The sequence below is a fragment of the Streptomyces sp. NPDC052396 genome (genome assembly GCF_044593195.1).
GTDB lineage: Bacteria > Actinomycetota > Actinomycetes > Streptomycetales > Streptomycetaceae > Streptomyces.
Genome location: NZ_JBIUAW010000009.1, coordinates 1 through 16,253 on the forward strand (window position 1 = coordinate 1; position 16,253 = coordinate 16,253).

Sequence of the window (16,253 nt, forward strand, 5' to 3'; positions counted from 1 at the left end):
CCGCCGCGATCTGGCACAACTTCCGCACCGGCCAGGCGGTCAGCCGCTCACTGACCGCCTACGACCACTGAACGCGTTCGGAAAGACTCGTCTAGTAGTCGTGGGTCCGGCCGACGGCCAGGAACTCGACGGCGCGGTTGCCCTCGGCGGTGAGCCGGTGCGGTCGGGTCGCGTCGACGGCCGCACCGTCGCCGGCCCGGAGCCGGAAGCTCTCCTGCTCGAAGTCGATGCGCAGCCGGCCGCGAAGTACATACAGCCAGTTGCGACCCTCATGCCGCACCGGGCCACGGTCCGGGGCGTCCGGCTCTATGACATAGCGCGCCGCGTACAGGCCGAGCGTGACGGCGGCGGGTGTCAGCACCTGCATGGTGCCCCCGTCGACGCGCACGGTCGGGGCCTGGTCCCCGCGTTGCACAAGGGCGGGTGAGCCGGGCCGCTCCTCGGCGAACAGGTCCGCGAGCGCGACGTCCAGTCCCTCGGCGATCCTGGCCAGCACCTGAAGGGAGGGCAGTCGGGTGCCGCCCTCCAGCCGGGACACATGGGCCTCACTGACCCCGCTATGGGTGGCCAGTTGCTGCTGGCTCAGTCCATGAGCGGTGCGCAACCGGCGCACGCGTTCGCCCAGTCCGGCCAGCGGGTCCGGTTCCTCGTTCGCCATACCGTGAGGGTAGATCACCGGAATCCGGTACCGGCCATTGCGCCGAAGATCAGGGTCTGATTGCCTGTGAGTCATGGGACTTGACACAAAGGTAAGTCGACGGTTTCTGCTGGGCGGCGTCGCCGCCGGTACCGCGGGTGTTGTCGCGACACAGATCGCGGCGGCTTCCCCCTCGGCGGCGTGCGGCCCGGCCCATGACGCGCTGTCGACCGGCGGAGCGAGACTGGCGTGGCAGCGGGACTCGGACGGCATCCCGATGGTGTTCGTACACGGCTCCTGGGACGACCGGCACAGCTGGGACCGAGTGGCTCCCCTCCTCGGCAGGGACGTCGCCGTCATCCGCTACGACCGGCGCGGCCACAGCGCGAGCAGCGCCCCTCCCGGCCAGGGCAGCCTCCATGAGCACGCCGACGACCTGGCCGCGGTCGTCATGGAGCCGGCCGACGGCTCGGCCCATCTGGTCGGCCACTCCTATGGCGCGCTGGTCGTCCTCCTGGCCGCGGCCCGGCATCCGACGCTGGCGCGCAGCGTTCTGGTGCATGAGCCCCCGGCGTATCCGCTGCTGGCCGGCGACCCGCGGGGGGAACCTCTGCTGGCCGGCACCAAGCGGCAGGTGACCGAGGTCGCGGCGCTGATCAACGCCGGCCGGCCCGAGGATGCCATACGGCTCTTCGCCGAGAAGTGCGCCTTCGGGCCGGGCAGTTGGGAGGAGCTGTTCACCCCGGAACAACGCGCGACCATGGTGGCCAATGCCGGCACCTGGCTCGATCAGTACCACGACCCGGACCACTACACGCTCGACCTGGACCGCCTCGCCGCGTTCCCCGGAGCGCTCACGCTGACCACCGGCACGGCGACCATGCCCGCACTCCGGATGATCAATACCGTGCTGGCGGGGAAGCTGCCGCGGGCCGTGGTCACGTACATCGCGGGAGCCGGCCACGCACCACAGCTCAGCCACCCGGCCGAGTTTGTGGCCGCGGTACGGGGACACCTCGATCGCGCACACCCGTAGAGCGGCTCGCAGTCATAAACGGCCGCCGCGATGTATGGACCAGCCGGGAAAGCCCGACGGCCCGACGGCTTTGTGGCCTGGCAGGGGGCCGATGGAGCGTCCTGCCGGGAGGCGCTCTACGGCCTGGGGCCGCGGCCGAGGAAGGAGGCGACGGTCCGGACGAAGCGCAGCCGGTCGTCCAGCCAGGGATAGTGCCCGGCCCCCGGCTGCACGGCCAGCTGGGCGTGCGGGAACAGTCCGGCGATGGTGGTGGCGACCCGGGGGAGCGGGCCGCCGTCCAGCTCACCGGCGAGCAGCAGCACCGGCGAGGTCAGGGTGGTGGCGATGGCGGCGCGGGTCCCGGCGGGAGCGAAGGCTCCGTCGGCCGCGTAGTGCTCCGCCGCCTCCGCGTTGCTCTGGGCGGCCTCCGCCGCGGCATGCGCCTGCGCGACCGCGCCAACGGCCATAGAAGAAGGGGATGATGGCGTCCCAGTCGGCGTCGTCACCGGAACCGGCCCAGATGGCCTCATAGGCGCGGTGCGCCTCCTTGAACCATGGCTCGGCCGTACGAAGGGCGGCCGCCTCCCGGCGGTGCTCCTCGGTGAAGTCGACGCCCAGGGCCCGGGCCCGGGCCGTCACCAGGGTCAGGGTGCGGATGCGCCGCGGATACCGGGCCGCGTAGAGGATGGCGAGGTCACCGCCCGCGGAGTGGGCCAGTAAGTCGGCACGCTCCAGGCCGAGATGAGCGCGCAGCGCCTCGACATCGGCGACCTGCCGGTCACAGCGGTAGGTCGCCGGGTCGGCGGGAACGCCGGAGTCGCCCGTGCCCCGGAGGTCGAGCATCACCAGCCGGCGGTGCGCCGACAGCCCGCCGAGATCACCGAGATAGGCGGAGGCACGCATGGGCCCGCCGGGCAGGCAGATCAGCGGTGCGCCCTCACCCCTGAGGTGGTAGGCGAGTTGGGTTCCATCGGGGGCCTTCAAGGTCGGCATGGCGCTCTCCTAGGGTTCCTGGCGTCGAGAGCAGGGGCAGCACCCTTCACCCCAGTGTCGAATGTACGGCGTGACGGTGTTCGCGGCTGCCGCAGGGGGGTAACTCTTTGGCCCGGCAGGCTGGCAGACGCATCTCGGGGGTCGCCGTCCGGTCAGCGAGCGGCGCTCTCGGCGGCCGGCACCTCTTTGATCGCCGGATGTTGCGCCGGGGCGGGGGATCGCAGCGTGCACGACTTCGTGGACGGGTTCGACACCTACACCGAGAAACCGGGACACTCCTGGCCCGCCGATCTCGCCTTCGCGGAGGTGGCTCCGGCCCGGTACGCGGCCCTGGTCATCCCCGGTGGGCGGGCGCCCGAATATCTGCGGCTGGACGCGGACTTCGCGCGGATCGTCCGCCACTTCTTCGCCGAGGGAAAGCCGGTTGCCCAGATCTGCCACGGGGCGCAATCTGGTCTCCGCCCGGGCCTGGCCGGATCATCCGGCGTGGATGCGGGCGTTCCTCGGGTTGTTGCGGGAAGCGGCTCCGGTGAAGAGCTGAACGCATATCGTCTCTCCCGGTGCTGTCGATTTCGGTGGGTCCCGTGCGTCGTCAGTGGTGAAGGGCCATAGAGGATGGCCATCGAAGTCGACGTGGGAGGGCCGATGGGTCAGCGGTTCGAGGTGGATTGGGAGGGCGAGCTGTCGGCGAGCCCCGAGGAGGTGTGGGCGGCCTTCACCGTCCATACCACCGGCTGGTACTGGAATATCGCGTACGAGCCGTGGCGCGGCGGCGCCGAGCGGGGACTGACTCCCGGCGGTGGACGGGTGATCGTGTGGGACCGGCCACGGCACTTTGTCACGCGGTCCGAGGACGACGGGGAGGGCTGTAATGAGCTGGACTACCGGCTCGAACCCCGGGGCGCCGGCAGCTATCTGAGGTTCAGGCACCGTGGCGTATTCGGCGCGGACTACGACCGGCTGCTCGACGCCTGCCGGCAGCACACGGCGTTCTACTACCACTCACTGGGCGAGTACCTGCGTCATTTCCGTGGGCGGGACGCGGTCTACGTCCGTGCACAGGCCCAGGAGTCCTCGGCCCGCGGCGGATTTCCGCTGCTGCGCCGGGCGTTGGGAATCAGCGAGGGCGTCGCGGTCGGCGACCGGGTACGGCTTGCGCCCGAGGGGCTGGAGCCGATCGACGGCGTTGTCGACTACACCACCAGGCACTTTCTCGGTGTGCGCGGCACCAACGCGCTCTACCGCTTCTACGGCCGTGACGCCTGGGGCATGCCCGTCGGTGTCGCGCACCATCTGTTCACCGACCAGGCCGAGGAACAGTCCGCCACTCTGGCCTGGAGCGGCTGGCTGGAGAAGGTGTTCGCCGAGGCGGCGACCGGAGAGGCGGGAGTGTGATGCCCCAGTACGCGGTGCTGATCTTCGAACGGGAGAACCGTGAGAACGCCGAGTTGCCACCGGCGGTTCTCCGGGCCCACGAGCAGCTGCCGGAGCGGATCGCCGAACAGGGCGGCCGGATCGTCGCGGGGATGGCGCTGGAAGCGTCCGATACCGCGACGGCGCTTCGGGATGACGTGATCACCGATGGCCCGTTTATCGAGACCAAGGAGGCGCTGGCCGGGGTCTTTGTGATCGAGGCCCGCGACCTTGACCATGCCCTGGCGCTGGCCCGGCTGACGCCGGTGGTCAACGGCGGAGTCGAGGTCCGGCCGCTGGCCGGCCTGCAGATCATGGAGGACAACTGAGCACCGTCGCCGAGGCGGTCGCCGAGGCGCACCGTCGTGAGTGGGCAGTGGTGCTCGCCGCGACGGTGCGCGTGACCCACGATCTGGACGCCGCCGAGGAGGCCGTGCAGGACGCCTATGTCCGGGCGCTCGGCAGCTGGGCTCAGGACGGGGTACCGGATCGCCCCGGGGCCTGGCTGACCACGGTCGCCCGCCGGTCGGCGCTCGATGCCATGCGTCGCCGTCGGACGCTGGAGGCCAAGCTGCCGCTGCTGGTCGAGCCGGCCGGGGCCGGTGACGGGCCGGGCTCCGGCACGGTCGCCGATCCGATCGGCGATGACCGGCTGCGGCTGGTCTTCATCTGCTGCCATCCGGCGCTGGCACCGGAGGCCCGGATCGCGCTCACCCTGCGGCTGGTGTGCGGCGTGGCGACGCCCGATATCGCCCATGCGTTCCTGGTCCCGCAGACCACGATGGCCGCTCGCCTCACCCGCGCCAAGAAGAAGATCGCCCTGGCTCGCATCCCCTATGCCACGCCGTCGCCGGACGAACTGCCGGCCCGGGTGGATGCCGTACTCGCCGTCATCCACCTGCTCTACACCACCGGACACACCGCGCACTCCGGCGATCGTCTGGTTCGTGAGGACCTCACCGATCGCGCCCTGGACCTGGCACGGATGCTGCACCGACTGCTGCCGGGAAACGGCGAGACCGCCGGCCTGCTGGCGCTGCTGCTCGCCCACCAGGCGCGTCGCGCCACCCGGACCGACGGCCAGGGCCGGCTGCTGCGCCTGCAGGAGCAGGACCGGTCCCAATGGGACCGTGCCCTGATCGCCGAGGCCGACCAGCTGGTGATCGCGGCGCTCACCGCCGGCCCGCCGGGCCGCTTCGGCCTCCAGGCCGCGATCGCGGCTCTGCACGCCCAGGCACCCGGCTACCCGGAAACCGACTGGCCGCAAATCCGCACCCTCTACGATGAGTTGCTGCGGATCTGGCCGTCACCCGTCGTCGCACTCAACCGTGCGGTCGCCGGCTCCATGGTCGACGGGCCGCAGGCCGCTCTCACCGAGATCCAGGCACTCGAACATGATGGCCGGCTGGCCGGCTACCGCTACCTCCATGCGGCAAAGGCCGACCTGCTGCACCGACTGGGCCGGCACAGCGAAGCGATCGCCGCCTATCAGTCGGCCCTGGCGCTCAGCGGCAATGCCGCCGAACAGGAATTCCTCCTGGAACGCATCAGATCCACGGGGTGAGCGAGCGGCCGGCCGCTCAGGGGATTCGCCGGTGCGCGAGTGCGGGAGATCGCCGCCCGGGCCGGTGGCGTGCCTGGTGCGCCGTTTGAAGCTCTGAGCCGGTTGGGGCGCTCAGTGCAGATACGACGCTCCGTTCAGATGCAGCACCGCCCCCGTGGCGAACTCCGCCTCCGGTGAGGTGAACCAGGCCACGGCTGAGGCGATCTCGGCGGGGTCGGCGACCCGGCCGATGGGGTGCTGGGCGAGGACGGACCGGGCGGTGGCGGGGTCGTCCAGCAGGCCGGTGGTCAGGTCGGTGCGGGTGAAGCCCACGGCCAGGGCGGCCACGGCGATGCGGTGCGGGCCCAGGGAGACGGCCAGGGACTGGGCCAGGGCGTGCAGGGCGGCCTTGCTGGCGCCATAGGCGGGGACGTCCGGTTCACCGCGGTAGGCGCCGCGTGAACCGATCATGATGATGCGGCCGCCCGCGGGGCCCTCGGGGCGGTGCAGCAGGTGGTCGACCACGCACCAGGCGGTGTTGGCGGCGGCCAGCAGGTTGATGTCGAGGTGGCGCCGCCACATCCGCTGCCACTGGTCGTAGGGGGTGGTGGCGATGGGGTGTTCGAGGTAGATGCCGGAGTTGTTGACGAGGATGTCCAGGCCGCCCAGGCCGTCGACGGCCTCGCCCACCACCCGGGAGACGGTCTGCGGGTCGGACAGGTCGCCGGTGACGGTGAAGTGGCCGTCGCCGGGGAGGCCTTGGACCACCGCCTCGCCCGCCTTGGTGTCGGCCCGGCAGTGCACCGCGACGGCGGCGCCCCGGGCCGCCAGGGCGGTGGCGACGGCGGCACCGATGCCGGTCTCCCGGGAGGCGCCGGTGACCAGGGCCCGGGGGCGGGAACGCTCGCTCACGCGGTCTCCTTCTCATGGGAGTGGGCGACTTGGCGGATACGGGTGACGGCTTCGCAGAGGTCGGTGAAGCGGGTGGACAGGGGAGCCGGTGTGATGCGGATCCGGTCGGGGAGGGCGGGGTCGACGAAGACACCGGCGGTGGCCAGGCGCGGGACCAGGTCATGGGCGGCGTGGTGCGCATAGGTGAGGTGGGCACCGCGCTGGGCGGGGTCGGGCGGGCCGGCCAGGCGGAAGCCGAGCGGGGTCAGTTCACGGTCGGCGAGTTCCTGGAAGAAGGCGGTCAGGGCAAGGCTCTTGGCCCGTACCCGGTCCATGCCCGCCTCGGCGAGCAGATCGACTCCGGCTCCGATGGCGGCCATGGAGAGCACCGGCGGACTGCCGGTGAGAAAGCGTCGGATGGTGGGGTCGGGGTCGTAGTCGGGGCGCATGGCGAGCTGTTCGCGGTGGCCGTACCAGCCTTGGACGGGCTGGGTGGTCAGGGCGTGCAGCGGGCGGCGGACATAGAGCAGGGCGGGTGCGCCCGGGCCGGCCATCAGGTGTTTGTAGGTGGAGCCCACGGCGAAGTCGGCCTGGCAGGCGCTGAGTTGGAGGGGGACGGAGCCAAGGGCGTGGCTGAGGTCCCAGAGGATCAGGGCGCCGGCCGAGTGCACGGTCTCGGTGACCGCTGCCATGTCCAGCAGCGCGCCGGAGCGCGGGGAGACCAGGGAGAGGCATACCAGGGCCACGGTATCGTCGAGCGCGGCGCGCAGAGCGGCCGGGTCCGGGCCCAGGTCGAGGTCGGTGTGGAGGGTGCGCAGTTGGCCGCCCGCCTCGGCGGCGGCACCGGCCATCACATAACGGTCGGTGGGGAAGTTGTCGTCGTCCACGATCACCGTGGTCCGGCCGGGGCGGGCGCGGAGGGCGGCGACGGCCAGCTTGTAGAGGTTGACGCTGGTGCAGTCGCTGACCACCGCCTCGCCCGGCTCGGCGCCCAGCAGCGCCTCGGCGATCCGGTCGCCCATGCGCTGGGGCAGGTCCAGCCACTGGGTGCGGGCCTGGGCGAGGTGGTCGCCCCACCGGCCGCGTACCAGCTCGTCCAGCAGGACGGGGGTGGCGGCCGGAAGACGGCCCAGGGAGGCGCCGTTGAGGAACAGGGCTCCCTCGGGGACGGGGTGGAAACGGTCATGGAAGGCGGCCAGCGGATCGGCGGCGTCCAGACGGCGAGCCCGGTCGGAAAGAGTCAAAGCAGCCCCCTGGCGGTCCACAGTTCCGGGAAGAAGCGGTGCTCATTGATGCGGCGCAGCCAGGCCACACCCTGGGTGCCGCCGGTGCCCGGCTTGAAGCCGATCACCCGCTCCACGGTGAGGAGATGGAGGGACCGCCAGCGGGACATTCCCTCGGCGACATCCATCAGGGCTTCGGCGAGCAGGAAGAGGGGGTCGGCGGGGCCGGAGTCGCGGTAGACCTCGGCCCAGGCTCGTTCCACCCGCTCGTCCGGTCGGTAGGGGAGGGAGAAGTCGCGGTCCAGCAGGGCGGGCGGGATGTCCGCGCCCTGGCGGGCCAGCAGGGCGAGGGCGGCGTCATAGACGCTGGGGGAGCGCAGGGCCTGCTGAACGGCCTGGTGCACCTCGGGCACCCGGCGGTGCGGGCGGGCGAGTTCGGGGACCTTGTTGCCCAGGACGTACTCCACCATGCGGTACATATACGACTGGAAGCCGGATGCCTGGCCCAGGTGGTCGCGGAAGGCGTTGAACTCGGTGGGGGCCAGGGTGCCCAGCACATCCCAGCAGGAGACCAGCAGGTCCACCACCCGGCGGGAGCGGCGCAGGGCCCAGACCGCGTCGGGGACGCGGTCCTCGTCCAACAGGCCCCGGGTGCGCACCGCTTCCTGGTGGATCAGCTTGAACAGCAGCTCCTTGACCTGTCCAAGGATGTAGAAGGTCAGCTCGGAGGGCGCGTCGGAGCGGGGTTGCTGGAGGCCGAGCAGGACCGTGATGCTCTGGTAGTCGATGTACGGGGTGCTCCGGCCCTCGAAGTCCAGCAGCGGGTCGCCGCCGGTGACTTGGGAGGTCGCGGCGCGTTCGGCGTCGCTGCCGAGGCCCAGGTCCGGTGGAGTGCTGGTCACAAATCTCCTTTGTCCTGCTCATGGCCCCAGGTCCGTTGGGCCTGGGCGAAGATCTCGGCGAACAGCGGATCGGGCACGCTCCCGGAGCGGTAGCGGGCCCCATAGCGGGCGCGGTAGGCGGCGAACCAGCGGGGGTCGGTGTGCAGGAACATCACATCGTGAAAGGCCATATGGCGGAGCGCGAACATGGGGACGGGCGAGCGGGAGACCGGGAACTCCCGGTTGCGCGCGGCTCGTTCGTCGCAGGCGGCGTGGAACTGCCCCAGCATCAGGCCACGCTGGGCCAGTTCGGTCTTCATCAGGGAGTGTGCCCGGTCCATCAGCGGTAATCGGCCGGGCGGCAAGCCGGGTAACACCACGACCAGCGCGTGCAGGGTGCGGTTCCGGCCCTGCCAGGCCATGGCGTCAAAGGTCTCGGTCAACCGGCGGATGATCCGCACCAGGCCGGCCGTGTCGGTGTCCGGGGCGGTGTCCCACACCCGGGTCTCCAGGGAGCCCGCCTTGAGGGCCGGTTCCACAAAGGGGCACACCGGCCCGCTGCGGCCGATGAGTTGGTGGGAACGGGTCAGATACTCCCGGAACCACCGGCGGGCGATCTCCAGTGCGGCGGAAACCGGCGGTGAGTCCACCGCCGGGGTGTGGTTATGGGCCATGACTGCTGCTGCCACCCCCGTCCGGCCCCGCCCTCTCCGATGGTGGCGGGAGCAAGGTCAGAGTCCTGGGAGCGGAGGGCTCACCGGGAGGCGCTTCCGCGTCAAATGCGTGTTCGGGCGGGGTGGTGGATCGCGGGGTTTGCCGTGATTCGCCGGGCAAAGGGATCTTGTCGCGGTATCCGGGTGATCACGGATTATGCCGCTGACAAGCGGTACTCGCCGGATGGCCGGGAATCACCCTTGTGGGGGCTGGACAACTCCTTGAGATGTCCGGGGTCAAGGGAACAATGAGGACACCGTCCGCCGACCCGCCCGCCGGAGAGTGGCCCCGATGAATCTCGCCCGCCGCCTGGTCCACCTCTACGCGGGGCTGGTGCTGTTCGGCTTCAGTGTGGCCCTCCAGCTCCAGGCGGCCCTGGGGCTCAACTCCTGGGATGTCTTCCACCAGGGGGTGTCCCGGCGCACCGGCCTGTCCATCGGCACCGTGGTGATCCTCGCCTCGGTGGTGGTCCTGCTGCTGTGGATCCCGCTGCGTGAACGGCCGGGCATGGGCACGCTCTCCAATGTGCTGCTGGTCGGCCTGGGTATCGACGCCAGCCTGCGCCTGCTGCCCGAGGTGCACGCACTGGCCGTCCGGATCCCCTTGCTGCTCACCGGCATGGTGCTCAACGGACTGGCCACCGCGCTCTATATCTCCGCGCGGCTGGGACCGGGCCCGCGCGACGGCCTGATGACGGGCCTGTGCCGGCGCACCGGACGGCCTACCCGCCTGGTGCGCACCGGAATCGAGCTGGTGGTGCTGGTGGTCGGCTGGCTGCTGGGCGGGTCGGTGGGGGTGGGCACGGTCCTGTACGCGCTGGCCATCGGGCCGCTGATCCAGTTCTTCCAGCGGGTGATCACCGTGCCGGGCGAGGCGGTGCCCGTGGTGGCCCGGGGCGAGGAGTGAGCCGCCGTCAGGGCGTGTGGTGCGGCTGGTCCTCGGGCCCGTAGGTCGCCCGCAGTTCCTCGTTGAGCGAGCGCTGGAAGGCGGTCACCAGGGCCTGCACCACCAGCGGCTGCATATGGGCGGAGAGGGTCCGCATGGTCTCCACCTGCTCGGGGTCCGGCTCGCGTTCGCGGTAGGGGCCCCACACCTCGGAGTGGAAGAGGCGGGTCAGCTCGCGGGCGGTGGCCCGGGCGTGGTCGAGCAGTACGGCCCGGGCGGACAGGATGGTGTCCAGGCCCATCGGGAGGTTGAGCAACTGCAGCCCCACGCCCAGGAGTCCGGGGTCCACCCGGAAGGTCTGCTCGCCCTCGTGCTCCAGGATGTCCATGGCGGCCAGCCGGTCCAGGTCGTCCTCGGTGAGCGGCCGGCCGGCCCGGCGCTCCAGCTGGGCGAGGGTGGCCTGTTCGGCCCGGTCGGGAACCCAGGAGGCCACCACCGCACGGTGGATGGCGAGGTCATGCGCGCTGAGGTCGTCCGGCAGCCGCCGGACATAGCGCTCGATGGCGGCCAGGGTCAGGCCCTGGTGCTGGAGGTCCTCGATGAGCGCCAGCCGGGAGAGGTGGCCGGGCCCGTAGTGGCCGACCCGGCGCGGGCCCAGCTCCGGCGGGGGAAGCAGGCCCCGGGTGCCGTAGAAGCGGATGGTGCGTACGGTCACTCCGGCGCGGGCGGCCAGCTCGTCGATGGTGAGACGGGGTTCGTCGGTGTCCAGGGCCATCGGTGATGCCTCGCTCTTTTCGTTCCGCGCTGTCGTTCCCGCGTTTTGGTCCGCGTGCTGTCGTCCGCGTGCTTCGCAGCCCAACAGTATGGGTGTGCCAGTGGTGTTGTCCCACCGGCGGCCGGCCCGGAACGCGGCGGGCCCGCCGTACCCCTGGGGTACGGCGGGCCCTGGGCGGCACTGAGATCAGCGGCGGTGCGAGTCCTGGATCTGCTTCCAGGACTTGGGCTGCGCCGGCTTGGCCGGGGAGGCGGCCAGGCCGTGCCGGGCACCCTTGGCGCCCGCGGCGCTCTTGGCGGGCACCCCGATGCCCCACTTGGCGGCCTCGGCGGCCGACGGCTTGGTGGTGGTGAACAGCCAGGTGTCGAAGAGCTCCGCCAGCGGCTTGCCGGAGACCTTCTCGGCGTACTTCACAAAGTCCTGGACCGAGGCGTTGCCATAGCGGTTGGTGGTCGTCCAGCCCTTGAGGATGTCGAAGAACACCTTGTCGCCGACCTGGTTGCGCAGCGCCTGCAGCGCGATGGGGCCCCGGTCGTAGACCGCGGCGTCGAACTGCTTGTCCGCGCCCGGGTCACCCGGCTTGACCGACCAGAAGGCGTCGGTGTCCGGGTGGAGGTTGTAGATGTAGTCGGCGAGCTGCTGAGCGCTGCCCTCGTTCTCCTTCTCCGACCACAGCCACTGGGCGTAGGAGGCGAAGCCCTCGTTGAGCCAGATGTCGCGCCAGTCGTGGACCGAGACGCTGTCCCCGAACCACTGGTGGGCCAGTTCATGCACCACCACCGAGACATTGGCGCCATTGCCGAACTGGGCCGGGCTGTAGAACGGCCGGCTCTGGGTCTCCAGGGCGAAGTGCGTGGGGACATTGGGCACATAGCCGCCGACCGCGGTGAAGGGGTACGGGCCGAAGACCGTGCTCTCCCAGTCGATCACCTCGCTGCTGCGCTCGACGCTGGCCTTGGCCGAATCGTAGTTGTCGCCCAGGTCCTTGCTGTAGGCGTTGACCACCGGCAGGCCGTTGGCGGTGGTGTCCGTGGTGATGTCGAACTTGCCCACCGCCAGCGTGGTCAGATACGTCGCCTGCGGCTTGGTGGAGCGCCAGTTGTAGCGGGTCCAGCCCAGCCTGGAGGACTTGGCGGCCAGCACGCCGTTGCTGATGGCCTGGACGTCGTCCGGCACCGAGACCGAGATGTCGTAAGTGGCCTTGTCCTGCGGGTGGTCGTTGCTGGGGTACCACCAGGCCGCCCCCTCCGGCTCCTGGGCCGCCACCCCGCCGTCCGGAGTGCGCTGCCAGGCGGAGAAGCCGCCCACCTTCACCTGGGAGGGGGTGCCGCTGTAACGGACCACAATGGTCAGGGACTTGCCCTGGGGGAGCGCGGTGGCCGGGGTGACCTCCAGCTTGTGCACCCCCGACTTGGCGAAGGCCGCCTTCTTCCCGTTGACCAGCACCTCCTTGACGTCCAGCAGGAAGTCCAGGTCGAAGCGGGACAGGTCCTGGGTGGCGGTGGCGGTGAGGGTGGCCGTGCCGTCCAGCAGGTCGGTCCTGGGCTGGTACTTCAGCCGCAGGTCGTAGTGCGAGATGTGGTACCCGCCGTTGCCGGCGTCCGGGTAGTACGAGTCGCCGATGCTCGGCGCGCCCGGCTTGGGCTCTGCGGCCGAGGCGGGCACGGCCAGCAGCAGGAAGGCGGCGGCAGCGGCGGCGCTCGGAACCAGGAGTCTGTGACGCACGGGACACTCCAACTCGTCGGGGGCGGAAGATCGTTCGCTGACCGCAGACTATGTACTCACTCCGCACACCGGAATGTCCATGGCCATTCCCGTCATGCGATCGACATGCGCCCGACATGGACGGGTTCCGGGCAGTCCGTCGGATGAACTCCTCGGCACATACCCTTCTGTTGCGCGAGTTGACCCGCGTACCCTCCGCCCGTGCTGAAAGTCACGCGGGACACCCGCATATCCTGGACAGCCCTTGTCCTCACGGCCGTTGCCGCCCTGCTGGCGGTGTTCGCCGCGCCGCCGGGTACGGCGCACGCGGCGGCCGGGGGGCGGGGCGGCGAGAGCAGACCCGTCTACTCCTACGACAAGGCCATCCGCGAGACGGTATGGGTGGCCGCCCCCACCGCGGCCGGTCACACCGACCGGGTGGCCGTGGACATCATCCGGCCCCGGGAGGCGGCCCAACAGGGCCGCAGAGTACCGGTGATCATGGATGCCAGCCCCTACTACTCCTGCTGCGGGCGCGGCAACGAGAGCCAGAAGAAGACCTATGACGCCCAGGGCCGGCCGGTCCAGTTCCCGCTCTACTACGACAACTACTTCGTACCGCGCGGCTATGCGGTGGCGCTGGTCGACCTCGCCGGAACCAACCGTTCCGACGGCTGTGTGGATGTGGGCGGACGCTCCGACATCCAGTCCGCCAAGGCGGTGGTCGACTGGCTCAACGGCCGGGCCCGCGGCTACGGTTCACGCACCGGCGGCAGCCGGGTCAAGGCGGACTGGACCACCGGCGCGGTGGGCTTGATCGGCAAGAGCTGGGACGCCACCATCGCCAACGGGGTGGCCGCCACCGGGGTCAGGGGCCTGAAGACCATCGTCCCCATCGGGGGCATCAGCTCCTGGTACGACTACTACTTCGCCAAGGGCGCCGCGCTCTACGACGGCGGGCCCGACGACCTGGCCGGCTATGTGGAGAGCCCGCAGGCCAAGGCGCACTGCCAGGCCGTACAGCAGAAGCTGGCCAAGGGCGCGCCGCGCACCGGCGACTGGACCGGGCTGTGGAGCGAGCGCGACTATGTGCCCGACGCGGGCAAGGTGAAGGCCAGCGTCTTTGCCGTCCATGGCATGCAGGACCTCAATGTGCGCACCAAGCACCTGGGTCAGTGGTGGGACGCGCTGGCCGCGCACGGGGTGCAGCGCAAGATCTGGCTGTCCCAGACCGGGCATGTGGACCCCTTCGACTTCCGCCGCGGTGCCTGGGTGCCCACCCTGCACCGCTGGTTCGACCACTACCTGCTGGGCTATGACAACGGCATCGAGCGCGAGCCGATGGCCGATGTGGAGCGGGCTCCCGATGTGTGGACCACCGACCGGGTGTGGCCGCCCGCCGGCACCCGGGCCACCACCCTGCGCCCGGTGGCGGGCCCGGCGGCCGGCGTCGGCGGGCTGGCCGTCAAGGCCGCGCCCACCGGAGCCACCGAGAGCTTCACCGACGACCCCAAGCGCAGTGAGAGCGACTGGGCGGCCGCCATCGACCAGCCGACCCCGGACAAGGCCGCCTTCCTCACCGGCCCGCTCAGCCATGAGCTGCGGCTGTCCGGCTCGTCCACGGTGACCGTGCGGGTCACCCCCTCCACCGGCTCGGCGCATCTGTCGGCGGTGCTGGTCGATCTGGGGCCGTCCGTCATCCGCAACTACGCCGCGGACGGCGAGGGCATCACCACCCTGGCGGACCGGGAGTGCTTCGGCAGCGGCAACACCGGTGACACCGGCTGCTTCAAGAAGACCGCGGCCGACACCGAGCGGGTGGACCGCACCGTCTTCAGCCGCGGCTGGGCCGACCTCGGCCACTACGCCTCGCTCGGTCACAGCCGGGAGATCACGCCCGGCAGGGCCTACACCATCACCCTGGACCTGGCCGCCACCGACCATGTGGTGCCGGCCGGCCACCGGCTGGCCCTGGTGATCGCCGGCACCGACGCCGGGCTGATCGTGCCGGCCGCGAGCACCCCCAAGGTGAGCGTGGACCTGCACCGCACCTCGGCCCGTCTGCCGCTGGTCGGCGGATATCCGGCGCTGGCCCGGGCGCTGGGCGGCACACCGCCGTCGGTGCCGGCCAAGTCGCCGCGGGTGGTGGGGATTCCGGGCCTCAACCGCCTGCCCTGACCCTCCGCCGAAAGTGCGGTGACGCAACCGCGGGCCGGTCATGGCCGGTCGCGCCCACCCGGCGGAGCCGCATGACAACAGCCGCCCCGCGCCCCTTACGGGGCGCGGGTGCCGTACCAGGCTTGGGTAAACTCGCCCGGAACGGCGGGTGTTGGGGGTAAAAATCGCCCAACTGGCCGGGAATACTCGGTACATGGCTGCGGAGTACGCGACGTTCGAGGTGGCGCGGGCGACCAGGGCCGGCGCGGTGCTCGCCGGGGGCGGATACCAGGCGCACCGGGAGTTCCTGGACTTCATCGTGGACGGGCGGTCGCTACTGCTGCGGCTGGACGAGCCGGACGGCCGCGACGTCCGGGATGCCCGGGATGCCCGGGACGTCGTGGACGCGGTCTCGCCGCTGGCCGCCGATCTGGGGCCCTCGCTGTTCACCTCGCAGGTGCGCGGGCTGCTGCTGGAGCGCGAGTCCGGGCTCGGCGGCGGGCGCCGGATCGTTTACGGCTGTCCCGAATGCGAAGGGCTGGACTGTGGGGTGGTGACCGCGGTCATCGAGCGCCGGGGCGCGGCGGTGATCTGGCGGGACTTCGCCTGGCAGACCGGTGACCGGCCGGTCACCGAGCGGGACCGCTACCCCCGGGCCGGTCCGTTCCGCTTCCGGGCCGAGCAGTACGACGGGGTGCTGGAGCGGCTGCTCCTTGACACCCCCGCCCTGGTCCGGCAGGTGCTGCTGGTGGGGCGGCGGGTGGCGCTGTTTGTCCGGCTGGCCGCCGCGCTGCGCTCCATTGGCATCGGCACTGACCTCACCGGGGATGTGGCCGCGACCGCGCGGGAGGAGCTGCGGCGCTATGGCGCGGTGGTGATCGACCCGGCGGCGGGCGAGCGGGAGCGGGCGGCAGTCCGGGCGGCGTTCGCGGCCGCGAATGCGGACACGGTGTTTGTGGAGGCGCCGGCCCCGCTGGTGCCGCCGCTGGTCGCCCAGCTGGAACAGGCCCTGCAGCAGACCCCCCGCGCACAGCGGCGGCTGGTGACATTGACCACCGTCGACGGCTGGGCCCGGCTGGAAGTGCGCGGCGCCTGCCGGGTGCGGCTGACCGGATACTGGCGGGACGCCCTGCGCCGGGAGCGGGTGCACTGCCTGTTCGAAGGGCGCCTGGCGCCGGGAGTGCACCGGCTGCCGCTGGACGGCCTGGGCGGTGGCGGCTATGTGGTGGCCCGCGCCTTCGGGGATGTGCTGGTCGCCGGGGTGCCCGGCCGGACCGGGCCGGCCCGTCGGCTCCGTACCGACCGGTCAGCCCGGCGCTGACCGGCCTCACTCGTTCCGGCGGCATCCGTATGGATGAGAGGACCGCCGAAAACAACCTGAGAGAATGGCCAACAGTTTCCCAAGCGGTCACCGGTGCCCGA

14 protein-coding genes and 2 pseudogenes are annotated in these 16,253 nt (G+C 71.2%); 8 read left to right on the top strand and 8 right to left on the bottom strand.

What is annotated here, in order from left to right; translation table 11 throughout:
- Positions 1 to 91: 91 nt before the first annotated feature.
- The gene (locus tag ACIHFE_RS23520) at positions 92 to 658 is read right to left on the bottom strand and encodes a helix-turn-helix domain-containing protein (protein ID WP_400109324.1); all 567 of its coding nucleotides are present in this window, start codon (positions 656 to 658) and stop codon (positions 92 to 94) included.
- A 73-nt stretch (positions 659 to 731) separates the two neighbouring features.
- Between ACIHFE_RS23520 and ACIHFE_RS23525 the strand changes: the two genes are divergently transcribed.
- A complete protein-coding gene (locus tag ACIHFE_RS23525) occupies positions 732 to 1,673 on the top strand; it encodes an alpha/beta fold hydrolase (RefSeq protein WP_400109326.1) in 942 nt (313 codons plus the stop codon).
- Between the two features lie 116 nt (positions 1,674 to 1,789).
- Here ACIHFE_RS23525 and ACIHFE_RS23530 read toward each other — a convergent pair.
- A pseudogene (locus tag ACIHFE_RS23530) lies at positions 1,790 to 2,645 on the bottom strand (alpha/beta fold hydrolase).
- Between the two features lie 225 nt (positions 2,646 to 2,870).
- Here ACIHFE_RS23530 and ACIHFE_RS23535 point away from each other — a divergent pair.
- The 4 genes and pseudogenes from ACIHFE_RS23535 to ACIHFE_RS23550 all read left to right on the top strand — a co-directional run.
- Positions 2,871 to 3,186 (top strand): annotated as a pseudogene (locus tag ACIHFE_RS23535) (DJ-1/PfpI family protein); the annotation flags it as partial.
- A 74-nt stretch (positions 3,187 to 3,260) separates the two neighbouring features.
- On the top strand, positions 3,261 to 4,040 hold the full coding sequence (locus ACIHFE_RS23540) for an SRPBCC domain-containing protein (RefSeq protein WP_400109328.1): 780 nt from the start codon (positions 3,261 to 3,263) through the stop codon (positions 4,038 to 4,040).
- A complete protein-coding gene (locus ACIHFE_RS23545) occupies positions 4,040 to 4,387 on the top strand; it encodes a YciI family protein (protein ID WP_400109330.1) in 348 nt (115 codons plus the stop codon). Before ACIHFE_RS23540 ends, ACIHFE_RS23545 begins: the two co-directional genes overlap by 1 nt.
- Before the next feature lie 50 nt (positions 4,388 to 4,437).
- The gene (locus ACIHFE_RS23550; RefSeq protein ID WP_400109718.1) at positions 4,438 to 5,622 is read left to right on the top strand and encodes an RNA polymerase sigma factor; all 1,185 of its coding nucleotides are present in this window, start codon (positions 4,438 to 4,440) and stop codon (positions 5,620 to 5,622) included.
- A gap of 111 nt (positions 5,623 to 5,733) precedes the next feature.
- On the opposite strand, the gene ACIHFE_RS23555 is transcribed toward ACIHFE_RS23550, so the two are convergent.
- The 4 genes from ACIHFE_RS23555 to ACIHFE_RS23570 are packed head-to-tail and all read right to left on the bottom strand — an operon-like array spanning position 5,734 to position 9,270.
- Entirely contained in the window at positions 5,734 to 6,513 is a 780-nt protein-coding gene (locus ACIHFE_RS23555; protein ID WP_400109332.1) for an SDR family NAD(P)-dependent oxidoreductase, read from the bottom strand.
- Complete coding sequence (locus ACIHFE_RS23560) at positions 6,510 to 7,736, bottom strand: kynureninase (protein WP_400109334.1); 1,227 nt, start codon at positions 7,734 to 7,736, stop codon at positions 6,510 to 6,512. The genes ACIHFE_RS23555 and ACIHFE_RS23560 overlap by 4 nt, the downstream gene beginning before the upstream one ends.
- The gene (locus tag ACIHFE_RS23565) at positions 7,733 to 8,617 is read right to left on the bottom strand and encodes a tryptophan 2,3-dioxygenase (protein ID WP_400109336.1); all 885 of its coding nucleotides are present in this window, start codon (positions 8,615 to 8,617) and stop codon (positions 7,733 to 7,735) included. Before ACIHFE_RS23565 ends, ACIHFE_RS23560 begins: the two co-directional genes overlap by 4 nt.
- Complete coding sequence (locus ACIHFE_RS23570) at positions 8,614 to 9,270, bottom strand: DUF6875 domain-containing protein (protein WP_400109338.1); 657 nt, start codon at positions 9,268 to 9,270, stop codon at positions 8,614 to 8,616. Before ACIHFE_RS23570 ends, ACIHFE_RS23565 begins: the two co-directional genes overlap by 4 nt.
- 331 nt (positions 9,271 to 9,601) lie before the next feature.
- On the opposite strand from ACIHFE_RS23570, the gene ACIHFE_RS23575 reads away from it, so the two are divergent.
- Complete coding sequence (locus ACIHFE_RS23575) at positions 9,602 to 10,216, top strand: YitT family protein (protein WP_400109339.1); 615 nt, start codon at positions 9,602 to 9,604, stop codon at positions 10,214 to 10,216.
- A 7-nt stretch (positions 10,217 to 10,223) separates the two neighbouring features.
- On the opposite strand, the gene ACIHFE_RS23580 is transcribed toward ACIHFE_RS23575, so the two are convergent.
- Together ACIHFE_RS23580 and ACIHFE_RS23585 are read right to left on the bottom strand one after the other, a co-directional pair.
- Complete coding sequence (locus tag ACIHFE_RS23580; RefSeq protein WP_400109341.1) at positions 10,224 to 10,970, bottom strand: MerR family transcriptional regulator; 747 nt, start codon at positions 10,968 to 10,970, stop codon at positions 10,224 to 10,226.
- A 186-nt stretch (positions 10,971 to 11,156) separates the two neighbouring features.
- Positions 11,157 to 12,695 carry a M1 family metallopeptidase gene (locus ACIHFE_RS23585; RefSeq protein WP_400109343.1) on the bottom strand — a complete coding sequence of 513 codons (1,539 nt, stop codon included), beginning with the start codon at positions 12,693 to 12,695 and terminating at the stop codon, positions 11,157 to 11,159.
- Positions 12,696 to 12,896: 201 nt separating this feature from the next.
- Here ACIHFE_RS23585 and ACIHFE_RS23590 point away from each other — a divergent pair, with 201 nt between their 5' ends.
- Positions 12,897 to 14,852 carry a Xaa-Pro dipeptidyl-peptidase gene (locus ACIHFE_RS23590; protein WP_400109345.1) on the top strand — a complete coding sequence of 652 codons (1,956 nt, stop codon included), beginning with the start codon at positions 12,897 to 12,899 and terminating at the stop codon, positions 14,850 to 14,852.
- A gap of 193 nt (positions 14,853 to 15,045) precedes the next feature.
- On the top strand, positions 15,046 to 16,152 hold the full coding sequence (locus tag ACIHFE_RS23595) for an oxidoreductase (protein WP_400109347.1): 1,107 nt from the start codon (positions 15,046 to 15,048) through the stop codon (positions 16,150 to 16,152).
- Positions 16,153 to 16,253: the final 101 nt, after the last annotated feature.

Coding starts and splice junctions, on each gene's coding strand:
- ACIHFE_RS23545 (WP_400109330.1), top strand. CDS start 4,040: ATGCCCCAGTACGCGGTGCTGATCTTCGAACGGGAGAACCGTGAGAAC.
- ACIHFE_RS23525 (WP_400109326.1), top strand. CDS start 732: ATGGGACTTGACACAAAGGTAAGTCGACGGTTTCTGCTGGGCGGCGTC.
- ACIHFE_RS23520 (WP_400109324.1), bottom strand. CDS start 658: ATGGCGAACGAGGAACCGGACCCGCTGGCCGGACTGGGCGAACGCGTG.
- ACIHFE_RS23580 (WP_400109341.1), bottom strand. CDS start 10,970: ATGGCCCTGGACACCGACGAACCCCGTCTCACCATCGACGAGCTGGCC.
- ACIHFE_RS23540 (WP_400109328.1), top strand. CDS start 3,261: ATGGCCATCGAAGTCGACGTGGGAGGGCCGATGGGTCAGCGGTTCGAG.
- ACIHFE_RS23595 (WP_400109347.1), top strand. CDS start 15,046: ATGGCTGCGGAGTACGCGACGTTCGAGGTGGCGCGGGCGACCAGGGCC.
- ACIHFE_RS23575 (WP_400109339.1), top strand. CDS start 9,602: ATGAATCTCGCCCGCCGCCTGGTCCACCTCTACGCGGGGCTGGTGCTG.
- ACIHFE_RS23570 (WP_400109338.1), bottom strand. CDS start 9,270: ATGGCCCATAACCACACCCCGGCGGTGGACTCACCGCCGGTTTCCGCC.